This is a genomic window from Enterobacter sp. CFEC122 (assembly GCF_052983755.1).
On sequence record NZ_JBRIQR010000014.1, the window covers coordinates 1 to 18,365 of the forward strand.

Below are 18,365 nucleotides of genomic sequence, written 5' to 3' on the forward strand. Positions count from 1 at the left end.
GCAGCGCCACCGGGCATTTTCCACCTCAGAGCTGAACCACCACCTCATCCCCCTCGGCTTTCACCACCACGCCCCACTCGCTACCCGCGTGCGAGCCGCCCTTCACGCCGCGCACTTTCTGCACGTTGCGCAAACACACCGACCAGTTTTGCGCGTCTCCCGCGCCGGTAAAGGTCACGATGTCGCCCCGACGTGACGCCTTCAGCGTAAACGCCACCGCGCCGTTCGCCGCAGGCACTTCGCTTACCGCCGTTGCGCCATCGTCCAGGTTAAACAGCTGGAAGGCCGTCCCCTCGTGCCACGCGTAGTCTGGCTTCTGGTTATTGTTACCCAGCGCCAGCAGCGTGTTGTCGCGCACGTAGACCGGCAGGCTCATGAAATCGTGCTGCTGCTTATGCCAGCGGCTGCCCTGAATTTCGTCGTTGTGCCACAGGTGCGTCCAGTGCCCTTCCGGCAGGTAGAACTGCACGTCCCCCGCCTCGGAGAACACCGGAGCGACCATCAGGGCATCCCCCAGCATGTACTGACGGTCAAGATAGTCACACGCCGGATCGTCCGGGAACTCCAGCATCATCGCCCGCAGCATCGGCGTGCCGAACTCGCGGGCCAGCGCCGCCTGACGGTACAGGTACGGCATCAGCTGACACTTCAGCTGGGTGAAGTGGCGCACCACGTCGCAGGACTCGTCATCGTACGCCCACGGCACGCGGTAGGATTTGCTGCCGTGCAGGCGGCTGTGGCTGGAAAACAGCCCGAACGCGCACCAGCGCTTGTAGACGTGCGCCGGGGCGGTGTTTTCGAACCCGCCGATATCGTGGCTCCAGAACCCGAAGCCGGACAGGCCAATCGACAGCCCACCGCGCAGGCTTTCGGCCATCGACTCATAGTTGGCGTAGCAGTCGCCGCCCCAGTGAACCGGGAACTGTTGCGCACCCACGGACGCCGAGCGGGCAAACAGCACCGCCTCTTCTTCACCCACCGTCTCTTTCAGCACGTTCCACACCAGCTCGTTGTAGATGTAGGCGTAATGGTTGTGCATCTTCTGCGGATCGGACCCGTCGAACCACTGGACGTCGGTCGGGATGCGCTCGCCGAAGTCGGTCTTAAAGCAGTCGACGCCGATATCCACCAGCCCTTTCAGCTTGTCGGCATACCACCTGCACGCGTCCGGGTTGGTGAAGTCGTAAATCGCCAGCCCCGGCTGCCATTTGTCCCACTGCCACAGGGAGCCGTCCGGACGCTTGAGCAAATAGCCCCTCTCTCTCAGCTCCCGGAAGATCGGGGATTTCTGGCCGATGTATGGGTTAATCCACACGCAGACCTTCAGCCCTTTCTCCTTCAGGCGGCGGATCATGCCTTCAGAGTCCGGGAAGGTCACCGGATCCCACTCGAAGTCGCACCACTGGAAGGCCTTCATCCAGAAGCAGTCAAAGTGGAACACGTGCAGCGGCAGGTCCCGTTCGGCCATGCCGTCGATAAAGCTGTTCACCGTCGCTTCGTCGTAATTGGTGGTGAACGAGGTGGTGAGCCACAGGCCGAACGACCAGGCAGGCGGCAGCGCCGGACGCCCGGTGAAGCGGGTATAGCGGTTCAGCACTTCTTTCGGCGTCGGGCCGTCGATCACGAAGTACTCAAGATATTCGCCTTCCACGCTGAACTGCACCTTAGAGACTTTCTCGGAGCCCACTTCAAACGAGACGTTTTCCGGGTGATTCACCAGCACGCCGTAGCCGCGGTTGGTCAGGTAGAACGGGATATTTTTATAGGACTGCTCGGTGCTGGTGCCGCCATCGCGGTTCCAGGTTTCGACCGTCTGGCCGTTGCGCACCAGCGCGGTAAAGCGCTCGCCCAGGCCGTAGACCGTTTCCCCCACGCCCAGATCCAGACGTTCGAACACGTAATTGCGGTGGGTATTGCTGTCCTGCACGTAGCCGTTGTTTTTCAGCTGGCTGCCGGTAATGCGCTGGCCGTTGCGCAGGAAATCCAGCGCCCAGAACTCGCCTTTGGTAACGCGCACGCTGACGCTGCCGCTTTTCAGCTCGGCAAAATCGGCGTTGTTTTCGATCTCTACCTTCACGTCTTTCAGAACGTTCAGCGGATAGTGCGGGCCGTTGTTCAGCGCGCCCTGGAAGTGCTCGATGCGCACCCCGACAATCCCTTCCTGTGGAGCAAACAGGCGCACCGTGAACATCAACGTGTCGAGCTGCCAGGTGCGTTCGCGCACGTCACGCGGCGCCACATACACCACCAGGTCATTGCCCTGCTGCTCCACGTCGAACACCTGAACCGGACAGGTCACGTTCAGGCCCGGTTGAATAAGCCAGTTTCCATCACTGATTTTCATGCTTTCGTCCTCTTAGTTCTGCAATTCTTTGCTGACCGGCAGGGTTTCAAATTCCTGCTGATTACGGCGCGCGCCCTGTGCCAGCTCGCCCAGGATTTTGGTCAGGAAGGGGGTTTTCAGCGTGTAGTAGCGTTTGGCGATGATGGCGCTCAGCACATAGCAGACCGCCGGGGCCAGGGTAAACAGGCCGATAATGATGCTGATGGTCGCGCTGTTCTGGGTTTTGGCCGCCGCGTCGTAGCCGCCGCCTGCCAGCATCCAGCCGATCATCGCCCCGCCCAGCGCCAGACCCAGCTTCAGCACGAACAGCGTGCCTGCAAAGCTGATGCCGGTCAGGCGCTTGCCGTTGGTCCATTCACCGTAGTCGACGGTATCGGACATCATGACCCACTGGATCGGCGTCACCAGCTGGTGCAGCACGCCGATTACGAAGATAAAGGCGAACATCAGCACCGTGGCATGCATCGGCACGAAGAACATCGCCACGCTGACCACCGCCAGCGCGGCGTTGGTCCACCAGAAGATGCTGACCTTGCACTTCCAGTCGGTGAGCGGTTTCGCCAGCGCGGAGCCAATCAGGTTGCCGACGCAGTAGGTGGTGAGGAACGCGACGAACACTTCCGGCGAGCCCATGATCCAGGTGCAGTAGTACATCATCGCGCCGCCGCGCACGCAGACGGCGAGGATGTTGAGGATGGTCAGCACGCCGACGATGCGCCACTGGTCGTTGTGCCAGATGTCGCGCAGGTCTTCCCGCATGGAGGTGGTGCTCGGCGGCACCTGGATGCGCTCTTTGGTGGTGAAGAAGCAGAACGCCAGCATCAGGAACGCGACCACCGACAGCACGGCAATCCCACCCTGGAAGCCGAACGCCTTATCGTCGCCGCCAATCAGCTTCACCAGCGGCATCATCAGCACCGTGGAGAGCATGCCGCCCGCCGTCGCCAGCACGAAGCGCCAGGACTGAAGGGAGATACGCTGCGTCGGGTCACTGGTGATCACGCCGCCCAGCGCGCAGTAAGGAATGTTGACCACGGTATAGAGCAGGGTCAGCAGGGTGTAGGTAACGGCGGCGTAAACCATTTTGCCGTTAAGGCTGAGGTCCGGCGTGGTGTAGGCCAGCACGCAGACGATGCCGAACGGTATCGCACCGAACAAAATCCACGGGCGGAACTTGCCCCAGCGGCTGCGGGTGCGATCGGCAATCAGCCCCATGCACGGGTCGGAGATCGCATCCAGCGCGCGGGCCAGCAGGAACATGGTGCCGACAAACCCGGCGGGAATGCCGAAAATGTCGGTGTAGAAAAACATCATGTACAACATGACGTTATCAAAAATGATGTGGCTGGCGGCGTCTCCCATGCCGTAGCCAATCTTCTCTTTTACTGACAGTACTTCGCTCATCTTTTTTTATCCTTCACGCTGTAGGGGGCGCTGAGACCGGTTACAGTGTTTTTAAACCATTGTTTCTTGAGCGGGTATTGCGTTTTCTGGTTAGCAGATTACGTTTCTTGTTTTTTGTGATCGCGGTAAATATTGGAGAGCACGAAGGGCTAACATGAGGATTTTCTTAGGAATTAACTGAAACAGGGGGGTACAGGTCAAAAGAGAGGTGAAAAAAGTGGTGTGGGGTATGTGGTAAATGCCTGAAAGTAGCTATAATGCGCCCCGCCTCCATGTAGCAATGCAGGCGCGGAAGATCGTCATCTCCGGTGAGGTGGCTGGACTTCAAATCCAGTTGGGGACGCCAGCGTTCCCGGGCAGGTTCGACTCCTGTGATCTTCCGCCAAAAATGTTCTCCTCCCTACATTAATTATTTTATAACTCATTGTTGCGTTGTCCTAAATAATAAATACTGCTACACTCTTATAAATTTAATAAAGGGTTAGATTATGGATTATATACGCCTATATGAAAAAGCTGAGAAAGAATCTTTATTGACATTTAATCCAGCAGAGATAAATGTCAAACAAGAGAATTATAGTTGCGATCAAATTCTTGAAATGCTTGAATACAATGAAATAAACCTCAACACGGATTTTCAACGGTCATCTGACTTGTGGGATGATGGTCGCATGAGTAAATTTATCGAATCTCTATTTTTGAAATTACCCATCCCACCTTTTTACTTTAATATTGTTTATTTAGACAATAACCCTGAGAAAATCCACTGGGAAGTAATCGATGGTTTACAAAGACTTTCAGCTCTACGAAAATTTTGTTTTGGTGATCTCAAAAATCGCAAATTGAAATTACAGGAGCTCGATTTTTTCACTGAGTTAAATGGAAAATACTACGATGAAATACCTCGACATTTAATTCGTAATTTTAAAGCGAGTCAATTACAACTGCATCTTGTTTATCCCAACACTCCCTTTGAAATAAAATATCGGATATTTGAAAGAATTAACACAACAAATTTAACCCTTCGTGATCAAGAGGTTCGACATGCTTTATATCAGGGTGGTGTTGTTAAACTATTAAAACAAGCTGTCACTGAAATTCTAAAAAAAAATAAAATAAATATAAATGATGATCGTATGGATGCCCAAGAAACAGTTTTAAGAGCAATTTCATTTTCTTGCTTTGGTTACTCAAAATATCCACAAGGTAGTAATTTAAAACTTTTTTTAGATCACTCAATTAAAGCTTTAAGCAAGCTTAATGAGAAAGAACTTAAATTTATATATGATGAATTCAAGGCTAACTTTGAATTTTGTATAAAAATGTTAGGCCCTGACTGCTTTAAGAACAAAACAACGGACCGCAGTGTCTTTAATAAAGGACTGTTCGATTCTCTTATTTATGCCGCTTCACAAGTTCAGTTTTCAAATAAAAATAAAATTTCCATTAAAGATAAGACCAGATTTAAGGAAAAATATGAGCAATGTCTTAAACAAGAACGCTTCAAAAAATCAATCAGTAATGCCACAAGCCGCCAAGATAATGTGATATATCGGTTAACAAAAGCATCTGAGATATTTAAGGATTGAACGTGATAACTGAATTAAAAATTAAAAATTTCAAATCTATTAAAGATGAATCATTAAAACTATCGTCTTTAAACTTGATAACGGGAATCAATAGCTCCGGCAAATCTACATTATTACAAAGCATACTATTACTGAAGCAAATTAATATTTCTAAAAAAACACTTTCACTTAATGAGCATCTTGTTGAATTGGGTACTATAGAAGATGCTCTTCATCAATTTTATAGTGAAAATAAAATAGAAATAGGTTTAACATTAAATAGCAAAGAATCATTCTCAATGTCTATTAATGAACCTGATACAATTTTAGATCAAGACTATGCTTTTATAACTTTAGATGGAAATAAAAGTTTTTTAACTAGATTATTAAAAAAAATAAAATATTTAGCTGCTGAAAGAATGGGTGCAGAATTTTCCTATGAACTTGGTAGTAATAAACATCATCTTGGTAAAAATGGTGAAAATACTGTTAGTTACATATTTGAAAATAGAAATCAAAACGTGTCAACTAAAGATTTAATACATCCTAACTCTAAAAAGGCAGAGGGAATAGAGGGTAATTTATTGACCAATATCAATGAGTGGATGAAGGAAATCTCTCCTGGTATTATATTAGAGTTTAGTTCAAATCAAAAAATTAGGGCATCAAGTATGTCTGCAGTATATTATAGTTCAACTCTGTTTAATAAAGTTACGCCCAAAAACTTTGGATTTGGAATTAGCTATTGCTTACCCATAATCACCCTATTGCTTACATCAAAGAAAAATGACGTTATTCTTATAGAAAACCCTGAAGCACACATACATCCGACAGGCCAGACAAAGTTAGGTTATTTATGTGCCGTCGCAGCTAAGGCAGGAATTCAACTTATTATTGAATCACATAGCGATCATTTTTTCAATGGAGTTCGTCTGGCCCTAAAAGATGGCATTGTAAAAAAAACAAACTTGTCAATATATTATTTTGATAAAAAGCTAGAGGGTGAATCATCAAGTCAAAATCTTTCAACTATAATTAGCTCAGTTGAACTGCATGAAGATGGAAAAATAAAAAGCGCCCCCGCGGGTTTTTTTGACGAATGGCAAAACTCATTATTTAAATTATTATGATATATTTAAATTCACTATCTATTACATCTTTACAATCTTTGCTAGGAAGCCAAGATTCCTTAAAAAAGACAATGGAATTCTTGAACCTAATAGAGGGTAAATTCCTTTTATGCGTACCATTTAACAATCCAAATTACATAATTCAAAATAATACATCATTAAAGCAGGCTATTACTCAAATTACAGACATTGATTTAAAATCTTTATTGATCACAATTCTAACAGATAGCACAACTTATCTTGGCGAATATCCCAGAAACTATTTTCATGAAGGTAAGAACTCTTTCTTCAATGCTTTTGATACCTATTTAGCAATGAATAATAATGATTGTATTATTTTGTCTCTACACAGTGAACCTTATTGGGTTAACAACATTATTCCATTAACAAATAACTCCGTCATAAGCAACCATTTTAACTGTCCGACAACTAATTTCGAAACATTTATTAATGGAATTAATACATGGGAGCCTTTAATAAAAAAAATCGTTATAAATAAAAAAAACAAGAAGGTTACCTTTGCCATGCCACTTCAGTTAAGCACTTTATTCCAAAGGATATTTATAGCATGTATTTACAGGAAATAAATGATCCAAATGTTAAGATAACAAATATTCGCTCAATGGCAAAGCTTGTCGCAGAGTGCTGTGGTTATGAATTTATGCAAGATATATCAAGCCGTAACAGAACTGGGTCTATTATTCGCGATATATATTTTAACCCAGAGAATAATATATATATTTCAACAGATATTAACCACGGTAGATTCGAGGTTTTGGATAATAATGGCAATCATATATGTGAAATTGATTTTGAAGGCACACAAACCAAACCAAGAGACACAACTCGAAGGCATAACATACGCTTATAGAATTACCCTTTAGGAGAAATGCCTTTTCTCTTGAGTGCCTCTCTCGCCAACTCCTTCAACCAGTTGGCGAGGCTCACTCCTTCCACAGCGGCCACAGCATCCAACTGTTCCTTCAATGCCGGATCAATTCGCATCTTAAACTGCAGAGACTGCCCGCAACCTTTTGGTTTTTTTTCGCCCGATATGATTGATATGAGGCCACCTATCCATCTACTCCGGAACTTATAGCAGGCCACCAAACCTCCTGTATTAGCAACGCCCCAATGTGCGGGAACACAACCGGAGCGTCAAACCTCACCAACTATCAAGGAGTTGATTATGGCTGATTCGCATTCAGCCCCAGACCCCGACCAATCCGGAACCGAGCGTTCGTTAATTGTGGGATACCACCCGAATGTTTTCGACAAATCCACGCCGAAAATCATCCTTTCCGGCAAGTGGCTGCGCGCGGCGGGTTTTGATACCGGACAGCAGGTCACGGTAAAGGTCATGAAAGGATGCATCGTTCTGGTGGCGTATAACGAGCAGGAGCAGCGTTTGCAGGACGATTATAAACGGACGAAGGCAAAGCTCATTGAGATAGAGGATGCGCTTGCGGCGATTCAAACTCCGCGTCCTGGAAAGCGGCTCGCAAACGTGAGTACAAACCACCGAGCTTAACGTTGAGAATATGGAGGCGGCATTACTGATAATGATGTCATCCATTATCCGGCAGGAGAAAATGATTAACATTCTACTATCCGGAAATCCCGGATAGTTCGCCTGAAGGGAAACATCAGGTTTTCAGAAAGATAGTTAACCATAACGGGTACCGCTCTCCCGAGGCGCCCAGTTCCACCAGGACCCCTCAAACGCCCCAGTAATACCAGATCAAAAGGTTCGTCACGAACGAACGCCAGCCTCACTCTCCAGCATGAATGAGAAAACGCTGGAAAGCGCCTCGCAATTTCTTAATTGCACGATCCGTTTGAAATCCCCTCTTTGTCATACTCCTGCCACTAACAGCCTGGCTGTCGATGACTGCCATTGCATTTATTAACTACAGCTTATATTCTTTTTATAAGCTACAGCTTATCATGGACGAAAGCATGTGGACGATTCGGTTCGGAAAGGTATTCGAGCAGTGGTTGTTTGAACAAGAAGAAGGATTACAGGATAAGGTACTGGCAGACCTGCTAAATCTGCAACACTATGGGCCACGTCTTCCTCGTCCCTATGCAGATACGGTTAAAGGCTCACGGTATAAGCATATGAAAGAATTACGTATTCAATATGCTGGTCGTCCTGTTCGTGCTTTCTTCGCATTTGATCCTGTACGTCAGGCCATTGTGCTTTGCGCGGGCGATAAGAGTAACGACAAAACCTTTTATGAAAAAATGATTCGCATCGCAGATGCCGAATTTTCCCTTCATCTGACAAGCCAAGAGGCAGCCAAGTGAAAACCTTAAATGAAGTGATTGCGTCACGTTCACCGGAAAGCCAACAACGTATTAAAGAGATGGCAGAGGAAATGATCCTCGAAACGGGTCTGCAACTTTTACGTGAAGAGCTCAGGCTTTCGCAAAAAAAAGTTGCCGACCTGATGGGGGTGAGCCAGCCCGCAGTAACTCAGATAGAGCAACGTGGAAATGAACTAAAAATTGCCACGCTTAAGCGTTACATCGAGGCAATGGGTGGGAAACTCTGTATCGACGTTGAACTTCCCACAGGAAAACGCGTTGCATTTCATATCTAACAAGCGTGATTCCTGCGTTAAGTGAATATTCACTTAGCCAACCGCATATGCAGCAACGGAAACGGATTCCCCTGCCCGTCCAGTTCCGAGCGTCCGACCTGATCAAACCCCATATGGCGATAAAATCCCACGCCCTGCGGGTTCTGCTCATTCACATCCACTTCGTTCGCGCCGAACGCTGCGATGGCGTGTTGCAGCAGCAATTTCCCGACGCCCTTCCCCCGGCTCGCATCATCAACAAACAGCATTTCAATGCGGTTTTCATCCACGCCTAAAAAGCCGTGAATAACGCCTGCGTCATCGCGGGCTATCATGACCGTGAGGTTTGGCAAATACGCGTTGAGCAATAGCGGGCGCAGCGCCGCAATATCGCTTTCCTGTAAAAAGTGATGGGTGGCGCGGACGGAGGATTCCCAAATCGCGACCAGACGTTCGAAGTGTGTGAGGAGTGCGGTTTCAATTTTCATGGGGGAGATCATGATTGGAAAATTCTACTAATGCAAATCACTCTATGCGGCCTGCTCCCCCTCACCCTAACCCTCTCCCACAGGGAGAGGGAACTGACCGTGCGGTTTTTCATCCCCTACCCTAATCTCCATCACCGCATACACCCCGTCCTTCGGCACCACCACGGTGACGTTTTCCACCGGCACGCCCGCAGCGAGGTGGATGTCCTGCAGCTGCTGTAACGACCTCGGGTGAATATCCTCCCAGCCGATGCCCCGCAGCACAAAGTCAATCTGCGGGCTGCTGGTGAGCATGTTCGACACAATCACCGCGCCGCCGGGTTTGACCAGCCGCAGCGCGCGCTGGAGAAAAATCACCGCGTCGGTATCGTTGAAGTATTCGAAAATCCCCAGCGCGTCGACCAGTTCGGCCTGATGCTCGCCCAGCTCCAGCAGCAGGTCCTCGTTACGCACCAGCGTATGGAGCAGGTTGCGCCTGAGCAGCGTCAGCTGTTCGCCCACCACAATGCCTTCCTGCGCCGCCATGGTTTCCGCCCAGCTGAGCGCCACCGGGTCTTTGTCCACCAGCGTGAGATAGACCTGCTGGCCATCAAGCTTTGCTTCGCGCAGCGCCTCCAGCACGGGGATAGCGGCACCGCTCGCCAGGCTGACCCAGTTGTTCTCGCTTTCATTATGAATGTACTTATCCACCAGCGCGGCCAGCACCCGGGCGCGGGAGCGCACGCCAATCGCATCGTTAGCGTGGATAAACCACTGGCGGCTGTCGCTGTCCATTTTTGTGCCGTCGGGCAGGCGGTCCTCCAGCGGGTTTTGCACCACAAACAGCGCCAGCGCGGAGGGGACCAGCCGGGTGCGCCACGCGGTGAGCGCCGGACGGTTGCGGAAGGCCTGTTCGGAATAGCGGTTCTGCGGAACAAGCACGGCCTGCCCCCCTTCGTCGTATTCCACCCTCGGCGGCCGGAGCGCTGGCTCGGCTTTCAGGGCGCGGTCAAGGGAGGCGATCTCACGGGCCGCATCGTCTTTCATCGGCCACTGGTCGCTGACGTCGGGAAATGACGCGCTGAAAATCGTCATATTTTCCGGCGCATCGCCGCGAAAAGGCTGCCAGTTCATGTCGTCTTCCCTCCGGTGGGCTTTTAACGGAAGTCTATCCAGGCGAGCCAGTAATGCCCCAGGAAGAAAGCACGATTTTTATTGCTTCACCCACACCAGCTGGTCAACCCGGAAGCCCAGATTGCGCGCGGTGTTCAGGTAATCCTGCTTCACCGCATCCGGGATGGTCGGCGTGCGTGACAGGATCCACAGGTAATCGCGGTTCGGGCCGCTGACCAGCGCATACTGGTACTTATCGTCGAGTCTGATCACGTTATACCCGCCGTAGAACGGGCCGAAGAAGGAGACCTTCAGCGCGGCGGTGGTCGGCTCGCCGGTAAAGTACGCTTTGCCTTCGCTCTCATTCCACTTGTTCTTCACCGGATCGTACCCCCGGTTAAGCACGCTGATGCCGCCGTCGCTGCGCTTGCCGTAGGTCGCCGTCACCTGCTCCAGGCCGCGTTCGAAGCGGTTTTCCAGACGGGCGACTTCGTACCATTTGCCGAGATAGCGGCTGGCTTCGAAGTTGGTAATAGGCTGCACGCCTTTCGGCGGCGTGGGAGATTTACACGCGACCAGCGTCAAAGCAATCGCAACACCGGTCACAACGGGCCATAGCTTCATGAGAATTCCTTTCATTTGCACGGTTGGATGTTAAGTGTAGTGCACCGTTTCGGCGCTTCATCCCGTTCGGGAAAATTCGTAGTATATTGAGAGTATTCCTCCACTCTGGACACGGACATGGCTTACTCCATCGGCGAATTCGCCAGACTCAGCGGCATCACCGCCACCACGCTGCGGGCGTGGCAGCGTCGCTACGGTTTACTCAAGCCACAGCGCACGGAAGGCGGCCATCGCCAGTACAGCGATGAGGACGTCCAGCAGGCGCTCAAAATCCTCGACTGGGTAAAAAAAGGCGTCCCGATCGGCCAGGTCAAACCGCTGCTGGAACGCCCGACGCCGGGCCGAACCAACAACTGGCAAACCCTGCAGCAGAACATGCTGCAACGCCTGCAGGACGGCAAAGTCGAGTCCCTGCGCCAGATGATTTACGACGCCGGACGCGAGTACCCAAGACCCGAACTGGTCGCGAACGTGCTGCGCCCGCTGCGCCGCCAGGTCTCGGCTAACGTGGCCGCCGCCATGACCCTGCGCGCGATCCTCGACGGCATCATCATCGCCTATACCTCGTTTTGCCTCGAAGGCGATAAAAAAGCGCCGGGCGATAACATTCTGCTTAGCGGCTGGCACCTGAACGACCCGTGCGAGATCTGGCTCGAAGCCCTAACGCGCACCGGGCAGGGCCACCGCATCGACATTCTGCCAGTTCCGCCAGACGCCCTGGCTCCGGACATTTTCCCGGAGCGAAAATGGCTGCTGGTCACCAGCGGTAAACTCACCGCCGGGCGGAAAAAGCAGGTGGAGCAGTGGCAGCAGCAGGTATCGCTTGAAGTGATTATCCTCTGATCATTTTCTCCTGCGGGAATCTTCACGAAAAGTTGAATATTTTCCCGCGCCGCAAATGCTAACGTTTTCCTGTGACGAATAACTCCACAGGAAAACACCATGAAAAAAACTGCCCCTCTGCTGATCCTGGCCTCAATGGCCTTTGCCCCTGCCGCCTTTAGCGCCCCTGCCGGTACGCTGAGCGTCCACATTCTCGACCAGCAAACCGGGATGCCGCCATCAGACGTGAGCGTTACACTGGAGAAGCAGCAGCAGGACAAATGGACCCCGATTGCCAGCGGTAAAACCGACCATGACGGACGCATCAAATCGCTCTATCCGCAGGATCAGGACATGCAGCCTGGCGTATATAAAGTGACCTTCAAAACCGCAGAGTACTTCCACGGCAAAAAGCTGGACTCCTTCTTCCCGGAGATCCCGGTGCTGTTTACCGTGACGCGCACCAACGAGAAGCTGCACATCCCGCTTCTGCTGAGCCAGTACGGTTACTCGACCTATAAGGGCAGCTAAGACGCATTGATTCTAAAGGAATAAAAAAAATAGTTCCGCGAATACTTGGACAAATTAGTCATGTTGTGTAAGTTTTAATTATATGAACGGGAGGACCACACCATGACAACGAAACCTGTGCTCGGTATTAGCGGATGTTTGACCGGATCCGCCGTTCGCTTTGACGGCGGACACAAGCGTATGAGCTTCGTCATGGATGAGCTGGCCCAGTGGGTGAACTTCAGGCCCGTCTGTCCGGAAATGGCCATCGGCCTGCCGACGCCTCGCCCTGCGCTGCGTTTGATTTTGACCACCAGCGGTGAAACGCAGATGCGCTTTAGCCATGCGCCTCACGAAGACGTTACGCAGAAAATGGCGGACTTTACGGCAGATTTTTTGCCGAAAATCGGCGATCTCGCCGGGTTTATCGTCTGCGCTAAATCCCCAAGCTGCGGCATGGAACGCGTGCGGCTGTATGATGAAAACGGCAACCGGGGCCGCAAGGAGGGGGTCGGGCTGTTCACCGCCGCCCTCCTTGAAACCTGGCCGTGGCTGCCCGTGGAAGAGGACGGACGCCTGCACGATCCGGTGCTGCGGGAAAACTTTGTCGAACGTGTTTTTGCCCTGCACGAACTGAACACGCTGCGTAAAAATGGCCTCACGCGCCGCGCGCTGCTGGACTTCCACAGCCGTTACAAACTCCAGCTGCTGGCGCACCATCAGGCGGGTTACCGTGAAATCGGCCCGTTCGTTGCCTCGCTGCACGAGTGGGAAGACCTGGACGCTTTCTTCGTGGCGTACCGGGAAAAGCTGATGACCATCCTGAAAAAACCCGCTTCGCGTAAGAATCACACCAACGTGCTGATGCATATTCAGGGGTATTTTCGTAACCAGCTGAACACCCGCCAGCGCGGCGAACTGCGCGACGTGATCCTGCATTATCGCAACGGACAGTTGCCTATCCTCGCCCCGATCACGCTGCTGAAGCACTACCTGGCCGAATACCCCGACCGGTATCTGATGACGCAAAACTACTTTGATCCCTATCCTGATGATTTGGGTCTGCGTCTGGCAGTCAAGTGATGAAAAAAATGCGAAGGCCCCATTGACCCGTAGAGGCCCAAAGCAGTACCCCGTTTAGACGACATCCTCACTGTCGTCTCTTTTTTGCATTTCATCTCAAAGACTGTGATTATATACAGGCTTATTCTGCGAAAGGGGCCTGCCTGTGATCCACACCCTGCATATCCAAAACTACCGCTCCATCCGCGAGATGTCGCTGGAGCTGGAGCAGCTCAACATTGTTTTTGGGCCGAACGGCACCGGGAAATCGAATATCTACAAGGCGATACACCTGATGCACAGCGCCGCCCAGGGGCAGTTTTCACAGGCGCTGGCGAACGAGGGCGGCATTCTGAAGGTGTTCTGGGCAGGCAAAACCCGCAGCGACCAGCTGCGGCGGATGAATCTGGCGGTAGAAACAGAGAGCTACGAATACGAGCTGCAGGTCGGGTTTGTGGAGAAGCTGCCCTATCCCTCGCAGTTTCAGCTCGACCCGGTGATCAAAGAAGAGTCTCTCTGGCTGAGCGGCCAGCACCGTCGACCTTCGTCACAGCTGATGAAGCGCAGGAATCAGGCGGTGTTTCTGAATAACGTGCATCACGAGAAAGTGACCCACAGCGGCACGCTGTACGAGAACGAATCGGTATTCGGCCAGCTCGGCGAACCGCACCTTTACCCGGAAGTGTCGCAGATGCGCGAGTCCCTGCGTAACTGGCGCTTTTATCATGAGTTTTCTGTATCAATCGGCTCGGCGATGCGCGCCCCGCAGGTCGGTTTCCGCTCCCCGGTGCTGGCCAGCGACGGCGCCAATCTCGCGGCGGCGTTTCAGACCATTGTGGAGATTGGCGACGAGCTGCTGCTGATGCGCATCCTCGACCAGGCCTTCCCCGGCTGCGTGTTTTACAGCGACAACACCGGCGGACGTTTTCGCATGATGATGCAGCGCGAGGGATTGAGCAGGCCGCTGGAACCGGCAGAGTTCTCCGACGGCACCCTGCGCTTTCTGTGCCTGGCGGTAGCGCTGCTCAGCCCGCGCCCACCGGCGTTTATCGCGTTGAACGAACCGGAAAACAGCCTGCACCCGCAGATGCTGCCCGCCCTGGCGAGCTTAATCGCCGAGGCCAGCCGCTACTCGCAGATCTGGCTCACCAGCCACTCGCCGGAGCTGGCGACGTTGATTGAGAAGCAGAGATCGTTTTCGCTGTATCAGCTGTCGATGGTTGAGGGGGAAACGAGGGTGGAGAGGCTGGGGTAAGCCGCATTCTCTTCCTTAGAAGCCCAACAAAAAGAAACACAGTCCCAAACTCGACATTACTCCGGGGGCTTCTTTCGTATCTTGCGCTCATCGAGTAAGGCATATAGCCACGATCTGACGCCTGCCGCGGTTGCTGCAATAGCGCTTACAACGACAACCTGCTTAATATCTGACCGGTCAAAAACAACGTCATGGCTGATGATGAATTTAACGACAATCAGGGCCAGAGAGAAAAACGCCAGGCAGCAAACAAACAGGTAGGCAATGCTGAACAATAACCTGGCGAGAGTAGGTTTATTTTTTGTCATTTTGTTCACATCATCTTTATCGGCATTATCGAAAACGCCCTTCTCAGAGAACCAAAAATATCATCAATATATACCTTTCCCGAGTCTGGTACAGGGCTAAACAGTGGTTGATATGAAAGGCCTGCAAATGTACGAACAGGGCTATAATTTTTATCTTTCCGATAGCAGTGTGTGGTTAATGAATTTAAGTTCTCTGCCCTGATTTATACACAGCAGATTCATTCTCTGCAGCTGCAAACCACGCGCTAAAGTTAGCTACTGCACCATGGTCCGCCCACCCCGGTGATGCAAAAGCATGAACATAGTAAACGTTAGGATCGCCTGATATAGAGTGGCCGTCAAAACAAGCAACATCGTCAGAGTCACTCTTTTTTGCAAATGGTATCAAATTTCGTTCCGGGTATTGCTTTTTAATTTCATCAAACCACTGCTGAGAATATCCCTCGAACTCGCACAGGAACCACCAAGGTTCCAGATCAATAAGATAGTCTTCATCTATAACATTCAGAAAGCTCTGCGGATACTGAAACCCCATGACAAACTCTTTATTCGACCAGTGGTCGCCTCACCCGTGTTGTTGGTGCTAACCTCTTTTTAGGTCGTAGAAATAGAATATTTCAGCCACTTTTAGTTTATCAATTGAATATCGCGTTGAACTAACCGGAAAACAGCCTGCCCCCGCAGATGCTGCCCGCCCTCGCGAGCTTAATCGCCGAGACCCGCCTCTACTCGCAGATCTGCCTTACCAGCTTCGATGGCGGAGGGGGAGACGCGGTGGAGAGGCTGGGGTAGTCTCAATGGGAACGGAGGCTGTTTTTTCGCATCTCGCTTCAGTGAAGCATGCCAATAAAGAACCCCAGATACCCGGCCCTGCTTAACCATATAAAGGGGCTGGTAAGGCCGGATCGCCGGATATTAATCAACTCTCTCATGGGGGCCAGGCCATCATTTTTGATAACGACATTTTTTGCACAATAGCGGCAATGCATAATCAGAAATAAAATTCCGGCGATCGCAAAACCAAAATAACTTTCGCGACTTCCCCAAAAATGGGTGCTTAATTTTAAATAAGTTAATCCCCAGATACTGACTAGAAAGACGATAAATGAAGATGCTGCGATGTTCATGTCTCGCTTACTACCCAGACCAAAAAAGAGCGCATCAAAGAAAAACATCGTGGTAAGAGGTGACTGAACGCTTCTTCCCGTCACTTTACTAAAACGGACAAACACGACAGTTCCGATGAAAAATGCGAACAGCGCAATTCCTAACAACAGATAAATCATTTGATTAGTCCTTCATTGCTTTCTGACATACAACCCCACTCGGATTGTCGGAACAAGACGCCATATCAACGCCATGCTGGCGTATCGTCGCGGCCTGAACATCTTCGCTACCGCCGAGTAAATCATCATCCGCAATAATTAATTTTTTTAAAAGAAAGATACTAACAACCTATACCAACAACAAGTCCACCAAATGAAGCACCCTTAATAACCCTCACTAAGTCAAAAATATTTATCTCAAAAGGAATATTACGAATGAAATAGAGACAGACTTTGAAAAAAATAAGTTAACAAAGCAATAATCTCCATTGTTAAAATCAGCGCCAGCAAAATAAAAAATATTAACCGTTTTTTTAGTTGATTTTGCTGCTCCATTATTGTTGTTAGCAGCCGTAATTTGCCGAGGCCCGCGGGCTGTTTTTTCGCATCTCACTCATACTATCTATTCTCAGCGACTATTTTTCCAGCGATACTCATGCAGTTTGTTTTTTAACCACACCCCTACACCTAATATTAATCCTGTAATACCCCCTTTTATTAATGCGATATGTAATGCCTTTTTCCATGAAAAAAAGAATTCACCATCGTTAAAATAGAAAATTATTGACACTCCGAACTGGCATGCGAAAAGAACAATAGTGACTAAAACTGTACAGTACATAACCAAGAAAAGAAGCCAAAAGATACCAACCTTACTGAAGATGCTCATTGCTTCTTCTCCCGTTTGTTTAACTCATCTTTTACCACTTTTCCTGGAAATTCAAAAGCAGTAGAACCTGTTACTACACCAATAACATCCTTTGTCACTTGATCAGCTACTGGAGACAATGAACCAAAAACTTTTGCTCCTAAACTACCAGCCGCACTTCCAAATCCACGACTTATCAGAGTGTTACTCGGGTCTTCCCTTTTAATCGCACTGCCAAGCGCAGTCCCAATATTGATTGCAGCTGATACTTTCCAGCCTTTCCCCGTAGTTGCGGCAGATGCCATTCCCAGCATAATGGCATCAACGGGGGGCTGGTCAGTGAGAAGCAGGCTATCGTAAAATAGCCTGCCGGGATGAGTTCAGATATTTCCAAACAGCATTGCGGAACAAAAAAACGCCGCAGGAGCCGGGATCTTCTCAAGCCATCATATTGTCTAAAGTTTGGCCTATATCATTAAGTAAGGCACAGACATCTTCTTTAGAAGCCCCAATCCTGGTTTCAAATTCAGGAACAGAGATACCATTACAGATTTCATTTAAAACTGAATTCAGGATCAATAATTCATTTTCATCAATGGTTAATTGAGCTTGTTTCCCAGCAAGAGATATTACATCCATTCATCACCTCAAATTATCGAAGTACGCCCTACCGTTTACAGGCCTAAAAGCGGTTCCACCATCTGATGTTTTAGGATTGCGTGACCTGGCCGTTTTGGAGTACCGTCGCGGACGGCGGTACTCCAAAAACACATCTTGTCTGGAAGTGAAAAAGGCAGAGCAAAAAAATCCCGCGGACAGTTGGCTGGATTTGTACTCACACAGGTAGCCGAGCAAGTAAGCTATTTACCTTTTCCGTATCTTCCGGGTGAAGCAGCAAATACTTTTCACTTGCAAGTCGTACGTAGTGATAGCAGATTTCTTCACTAACGATAGTAGTATCTGCTTCAGAGGGAGGATAACCAACAGCAAATTCAACACCCTCAAAATGTTCACTTTCGTCATAACTTTCCATATCAGGAAAGAAGCAGTAAACCCCATCTCTCATAAATGAATGCTTTTTAATAATACTTTCAATAGACATCAAGAAATCACCATCATTATACATGAGGTCAAAGTAAGTTTTTATAACCACGTAAGGGTCTGATTTTATATAAGGTAAACCAAATAAAAATTTCATT

23 protein-coding genes and 1 tRNA gene are annotated in these 18,365 nt (G+C 49.8%); 11 read left to right on the forward strand and 13 right to left on the reverse strand.

The features are described 5' to 3' along the window. Positions 1-25: 25 nt before the first annotated feature. Positions 26-2,344: an alpha-xylosidase gene (gene yicI / locus ACVCAM_RS11620; RefSeq protein ID WP_407222934.1), complete on the reverse strand. Its 2,319-nt coding sequence runs from the start codon at positions 2,342-2,344 to the stop codon at positions 26-28. Positions 2,345-2,356: 12 nt separating this feature from the next. Next, a complete protein-coding gene (locus ACVCAM_RS11625; RefSeq protein ID WP_063453703.1) occupies positions 2,357-3,748 on the reverse strand; it encodes a glycoside-pentoside-hexuronide family transporter in 1,392 nt (463 codons plus the stop codon). 290 nt (positions 3,749-4,038) lie between these two features. Here ACVCAM_RS11625 and ACVCAM_RS11630 point away from each other — a divergent pair. The 4 genes from ACVCAM_RS11630 to ACVCAM_RS11645 all read left to right on the forward strand — a co-directional run bounded on the left by ACVCAM_RS11630 (position 4,039) and on the right by ACVCAM_RS11645 (position 7,317). Then, positions 4,039-4,133 (forward strand) — tRNA-Sec (locus ACVCAM_RS11630). 103 nt (positions 4,134-4,236) lie between these two features. Next, on the forward strand, positions 4,237-5,337 hold the full coding sequence (locus ACVCAM_RS11635; protein ID WP_306699801.1) for a DUF262 domain-containing protein: 1,101 nt from the start codon (positions 4,237-4,239) through the stop codon (positions 5,335-5,337). A 2-nt stretch (positions 5,338-5,339) separates the two neighbouring features. Next, positions 5,340-6,446 (forward strand): DUF3696 domain-containing protein, encoded by a 1,107-nt coding sequence (locus tag ACVCAM_RS11640; RefSeq protein ID WP_306699802.1) that lies wholly within the window; start codon positions 5,340-5,342, stop codon positions 6,444-6,446. Positions 6,447-7,014: 568 nt separating this feature from the next. Next, entirely contained in the window at positions 7,015-7,317 is a 303-nt protein-coding gene (locus ACVCAM_RS11645) for a hypothetical protein (RefSeq protein ID WP_306699803.1), read from the forward strand. Between the two features lie 2 nt (positions 7,318-7,319). Here ACVCAM_RS11645 and ACVCAM_RS11650 read toward each other — a convergent pair whose 3' ends face one another. Next, a complete protein-coding gene (locus ACVCAM_RS11650) occupies positions 7,320-7,511 on the reverse strand; it encodes a hypothetical protein (RefSeq protein ID WP_306699819.1) in 192 nt (63 codons plus the stop codon). 124 nt (positions 7,512-7,635) lie between these two features. On the opposite strand from ACVCAM_RS11650, the gene ACVCAM_RS11655 reads away from it, so the two are divergent. The 3 genes from ACVCAM_RS11655 to ACVCAM_RS11665 all read left to right on the forward strand — a co-directional run bounded on the left by ACVCAM_RS11655 (position 7,636) and on the right by ACVCAM_RS11665 (position 9,052). Beyond that, complete coding sequence (locus ACVCAM_RS11655; RefSeq protein WP_407222930.1) at positions 7,636-7,977, forward strand: SymE family type I addiction module toxin; 342 nt, start codon at positions 7,636-7,638, stop codon at positions 7,975-7,977. Positions 7,978-8,405: 428 nt separating this feature from the next. Further along, positions 8,406-8,756 (forward strand): type II toxin-antitoxin system RelE/ParE family toxin, encoded by a 351-nt coding sequence (locus ACVCAM_RS11660; protein ID WP_139962929.1) that lies wholly within the window; start codon positions 8,406-8,408, stop codon positions 8,754-8,756. Continuing rightward, positions 8,753-9,052, forward strand: coding sequence for a helix-turn-helix domain-containing protein (locus tag ACVCAM_RS11665; RefSeq protein WP_045352829.1), 300 nt, complete (start codon positions 8,753-8,755; stop codon positions 9,050-9,052). The genes ACVCAM_RS11660 and ACVCAM_RS11665 overlap by 4 nt, the downstream gene beginning before the upstream one ends. Positions 9,053-9,081: 29 nt before the next feature. Here the strand turns inward: ACVCAM_RS11665 and ACVCAM_RS11670 are convergent, their stop codons facing one another. The 3 genes from ACVCAM_RS11670 to ACVCAM_RS11680 form a co-directional block, all read right to left on the reverse strand. Further along, positions 9,082-9,519, reverse strand: coding sequence for an acetyltransferase (locus tag ACVCAM_RS11670; RefSeq protein ID WP_447093600.1), 438 nt, complete (start codon positions 9,517-9,519; stop codon positions 9,082-9,084). Positions 9,520-9,585: 66 nt separating this feature from the next. Further along, positions 9,586-10,632 carry a class I SAM-dependent methyltransferase gene (locus ACVCAM_RS11675; RefSeq protein WP_059362236.1) on the reverse strand — a complete coding sequence of 349 codons (1,047 nt, stop codon included), beginning with the start codon at positions 10,630-10,632 and terminating at the stop codon, positions 9,586-9,588. Between the two features lie 78 nt (positions 10,633-10,710). Further along, positions 10,711-11,235 carry a lipocalin family protein gene (locus ACVCAM_RS11680; RefSeq protein WP_025910651.1) on the reverse strand — a complete coding sequence of 175 codons (525 nt, stop codon included), beginning with the start codon at positions 11,233-11,235 and terminating at the stop codon, positions 10,711-10,713. A gap of 117 nt (positions 11,236-11,352) precedes the next feature. Here ACVCAM_RS11680 and ACVCAM_RS11685 point away from each other — a divergent pair, with 117 nt between their 5' ends. The 4 genes from ACVCAM_RS11685 to ACVCAM_RS11700 all read left to right on the forward strand — a co-directional run bounded on the left by ACVCAM_RS11685 (position 11,353) and on the right by ACVCAM_RS11700 (position 14,884). Continuing rightward, entirely contained in the window at positions 11,353-12,078 is a 726-nt protein-coding gene (locus ACVCAM_RS11685; RefSeq protein ID WP_008500116.1) for a MerR family transcriptional regulator, read from the forward strand. A 99-nt stretch (positions 12,079-12,177) separates the two neighbouring features. Continuing rightward, a complete protein-coding gene (uraH, locus tag ACVCAM_RS11690) occupies positions 12,178-12,588 on the forward strand; it encodes a hydroxyisourate hydrolase (protein WP_008500117.1) in 411 nt (136 codons plus the stop codon). A gap of 102 nt (positions 12,589-12,690) precedes the next feature. Continuing rightward, positions 12,691-13,650 carry a YbgA family protein gene (locus ACVCAM_RS11695; RefSeq protein ID WP_032675710.1) on the forward strand — a complete coding sequence of 320 codons (960 nt, stop codon included), beginning with the start codon at positions 12,691-12,693 and terminating at the stop codon, positions 13,648-13,650. Between the two features lie 145 nt (positions 13,651-13,795). Then, complete coding sequence (locus ACVCAM_RS11700) at positions 13,796-14,884, forward strand: AAA family ATPase (protein WP_046091941.1); 1,089 nt, start codon at positions 13,796-13,798, stop codon at positions 14,882-14,884. 56 nt (positions 14,885-14,940) lie between these two features. Here the strand turns inward: ACVCAM_RS11700 and ACVCAM_RS11705 are convergent, their stop codons facing one another. From ACVCAM_RS11705 to cdiI, 7 genes are all read right to left on the reverse strand, one after another. Next, on the reverse strand, positions 14,941-15,192 hold the full coding sequence (locus ACVCAM_RS11705; protein ID WP_025910659.1) for a hypothetical protein: 252 nt from the start codon (positions 15,190-15,192) through the stop codon (positions 14,941-14,943). Positions 15,193-15,376: 184 nt separating this feature from the next. Next, positions 15,377-15,727 carry a hypothetical protein gene (locus tag ACVCAM_RS11710; RefSeq protein WP_025910661.1) on the reverse strand — a complete coding sequence of 117 codons (351 nt, stop codon included), beginning with the start codon at positions 15,725-15,727 and terminating at the stop codon, positions 15,377-15,379. A 295-nt stretch (positions 15,728-16,022) separates the two neighbouring features. Then, on the reverse strand, positions 16,023-16,478 hold the full coding sequence (locus ACVCAM_RS11715; RefSeq protein ID WP_008500120.1) for a hypothetical protein: 456 nt from the start codon (positions 16,476-16,478) through the stop codon (positions 16,023-16,025). 448 nt (positions 16,479-16,926) lie between these two features. Then, the gene (locus ACVCAM_RS11720) at positions 16,927-17,187 is read right to left on the reverse strand and encodes a hypothetical protein (RefSeq protein ID WP_008500121.1); all 261 of its coding nucleotides are present in this window, start codon (positions 17,185-17,187) and stop codon (positions 16,927-16,929) included. Further along, the gene (locus ACVCAM_RS11725; RefSeq protein ID WP_320750735.1) at positions 17,184-17,480 is read right to left on the reverse strand and encodes a hypothetical protein; all 297 of its coding nucleotides are present in this window, start codon (positions 17,478-17,480) and stop codon (positions 17,184-17,186) included. The genes ACVCAM_RS11720 and ACVCAM_RS11725 overlap by 4 nt, the downstream gene beginning before the upstream one ends. A 124-nt stretch (positions 17,481-17,604) precedes the next feature. After that, on the reverse strand, positions 17,605-17,805 hold the full coding sequence (locus tag ACVCAM_RS11730) for a hypothetical protein (protein ID WP_072050949.1): 201 nt from the start codon (positions 17,803-17,805) through the stop codon (positions 17,605-17,607). A gap of 196 nt (positions 17,806-18,001) precedes the next feature. Then, positions 18,002-18,364 (reverse strand): ribonuclease toxin immunity protein CdiI, encoded by a 363-nt coding sequence (gene cdiI, locus ACVCAM_RS11735; protein WP_008500122.1) that lies wholly within the window; start codon positions 18,362-18,364, stop codon positions 18,002-18,004. Between the last annotated feature and the right edge of the window lies 1 nt (position 18,365).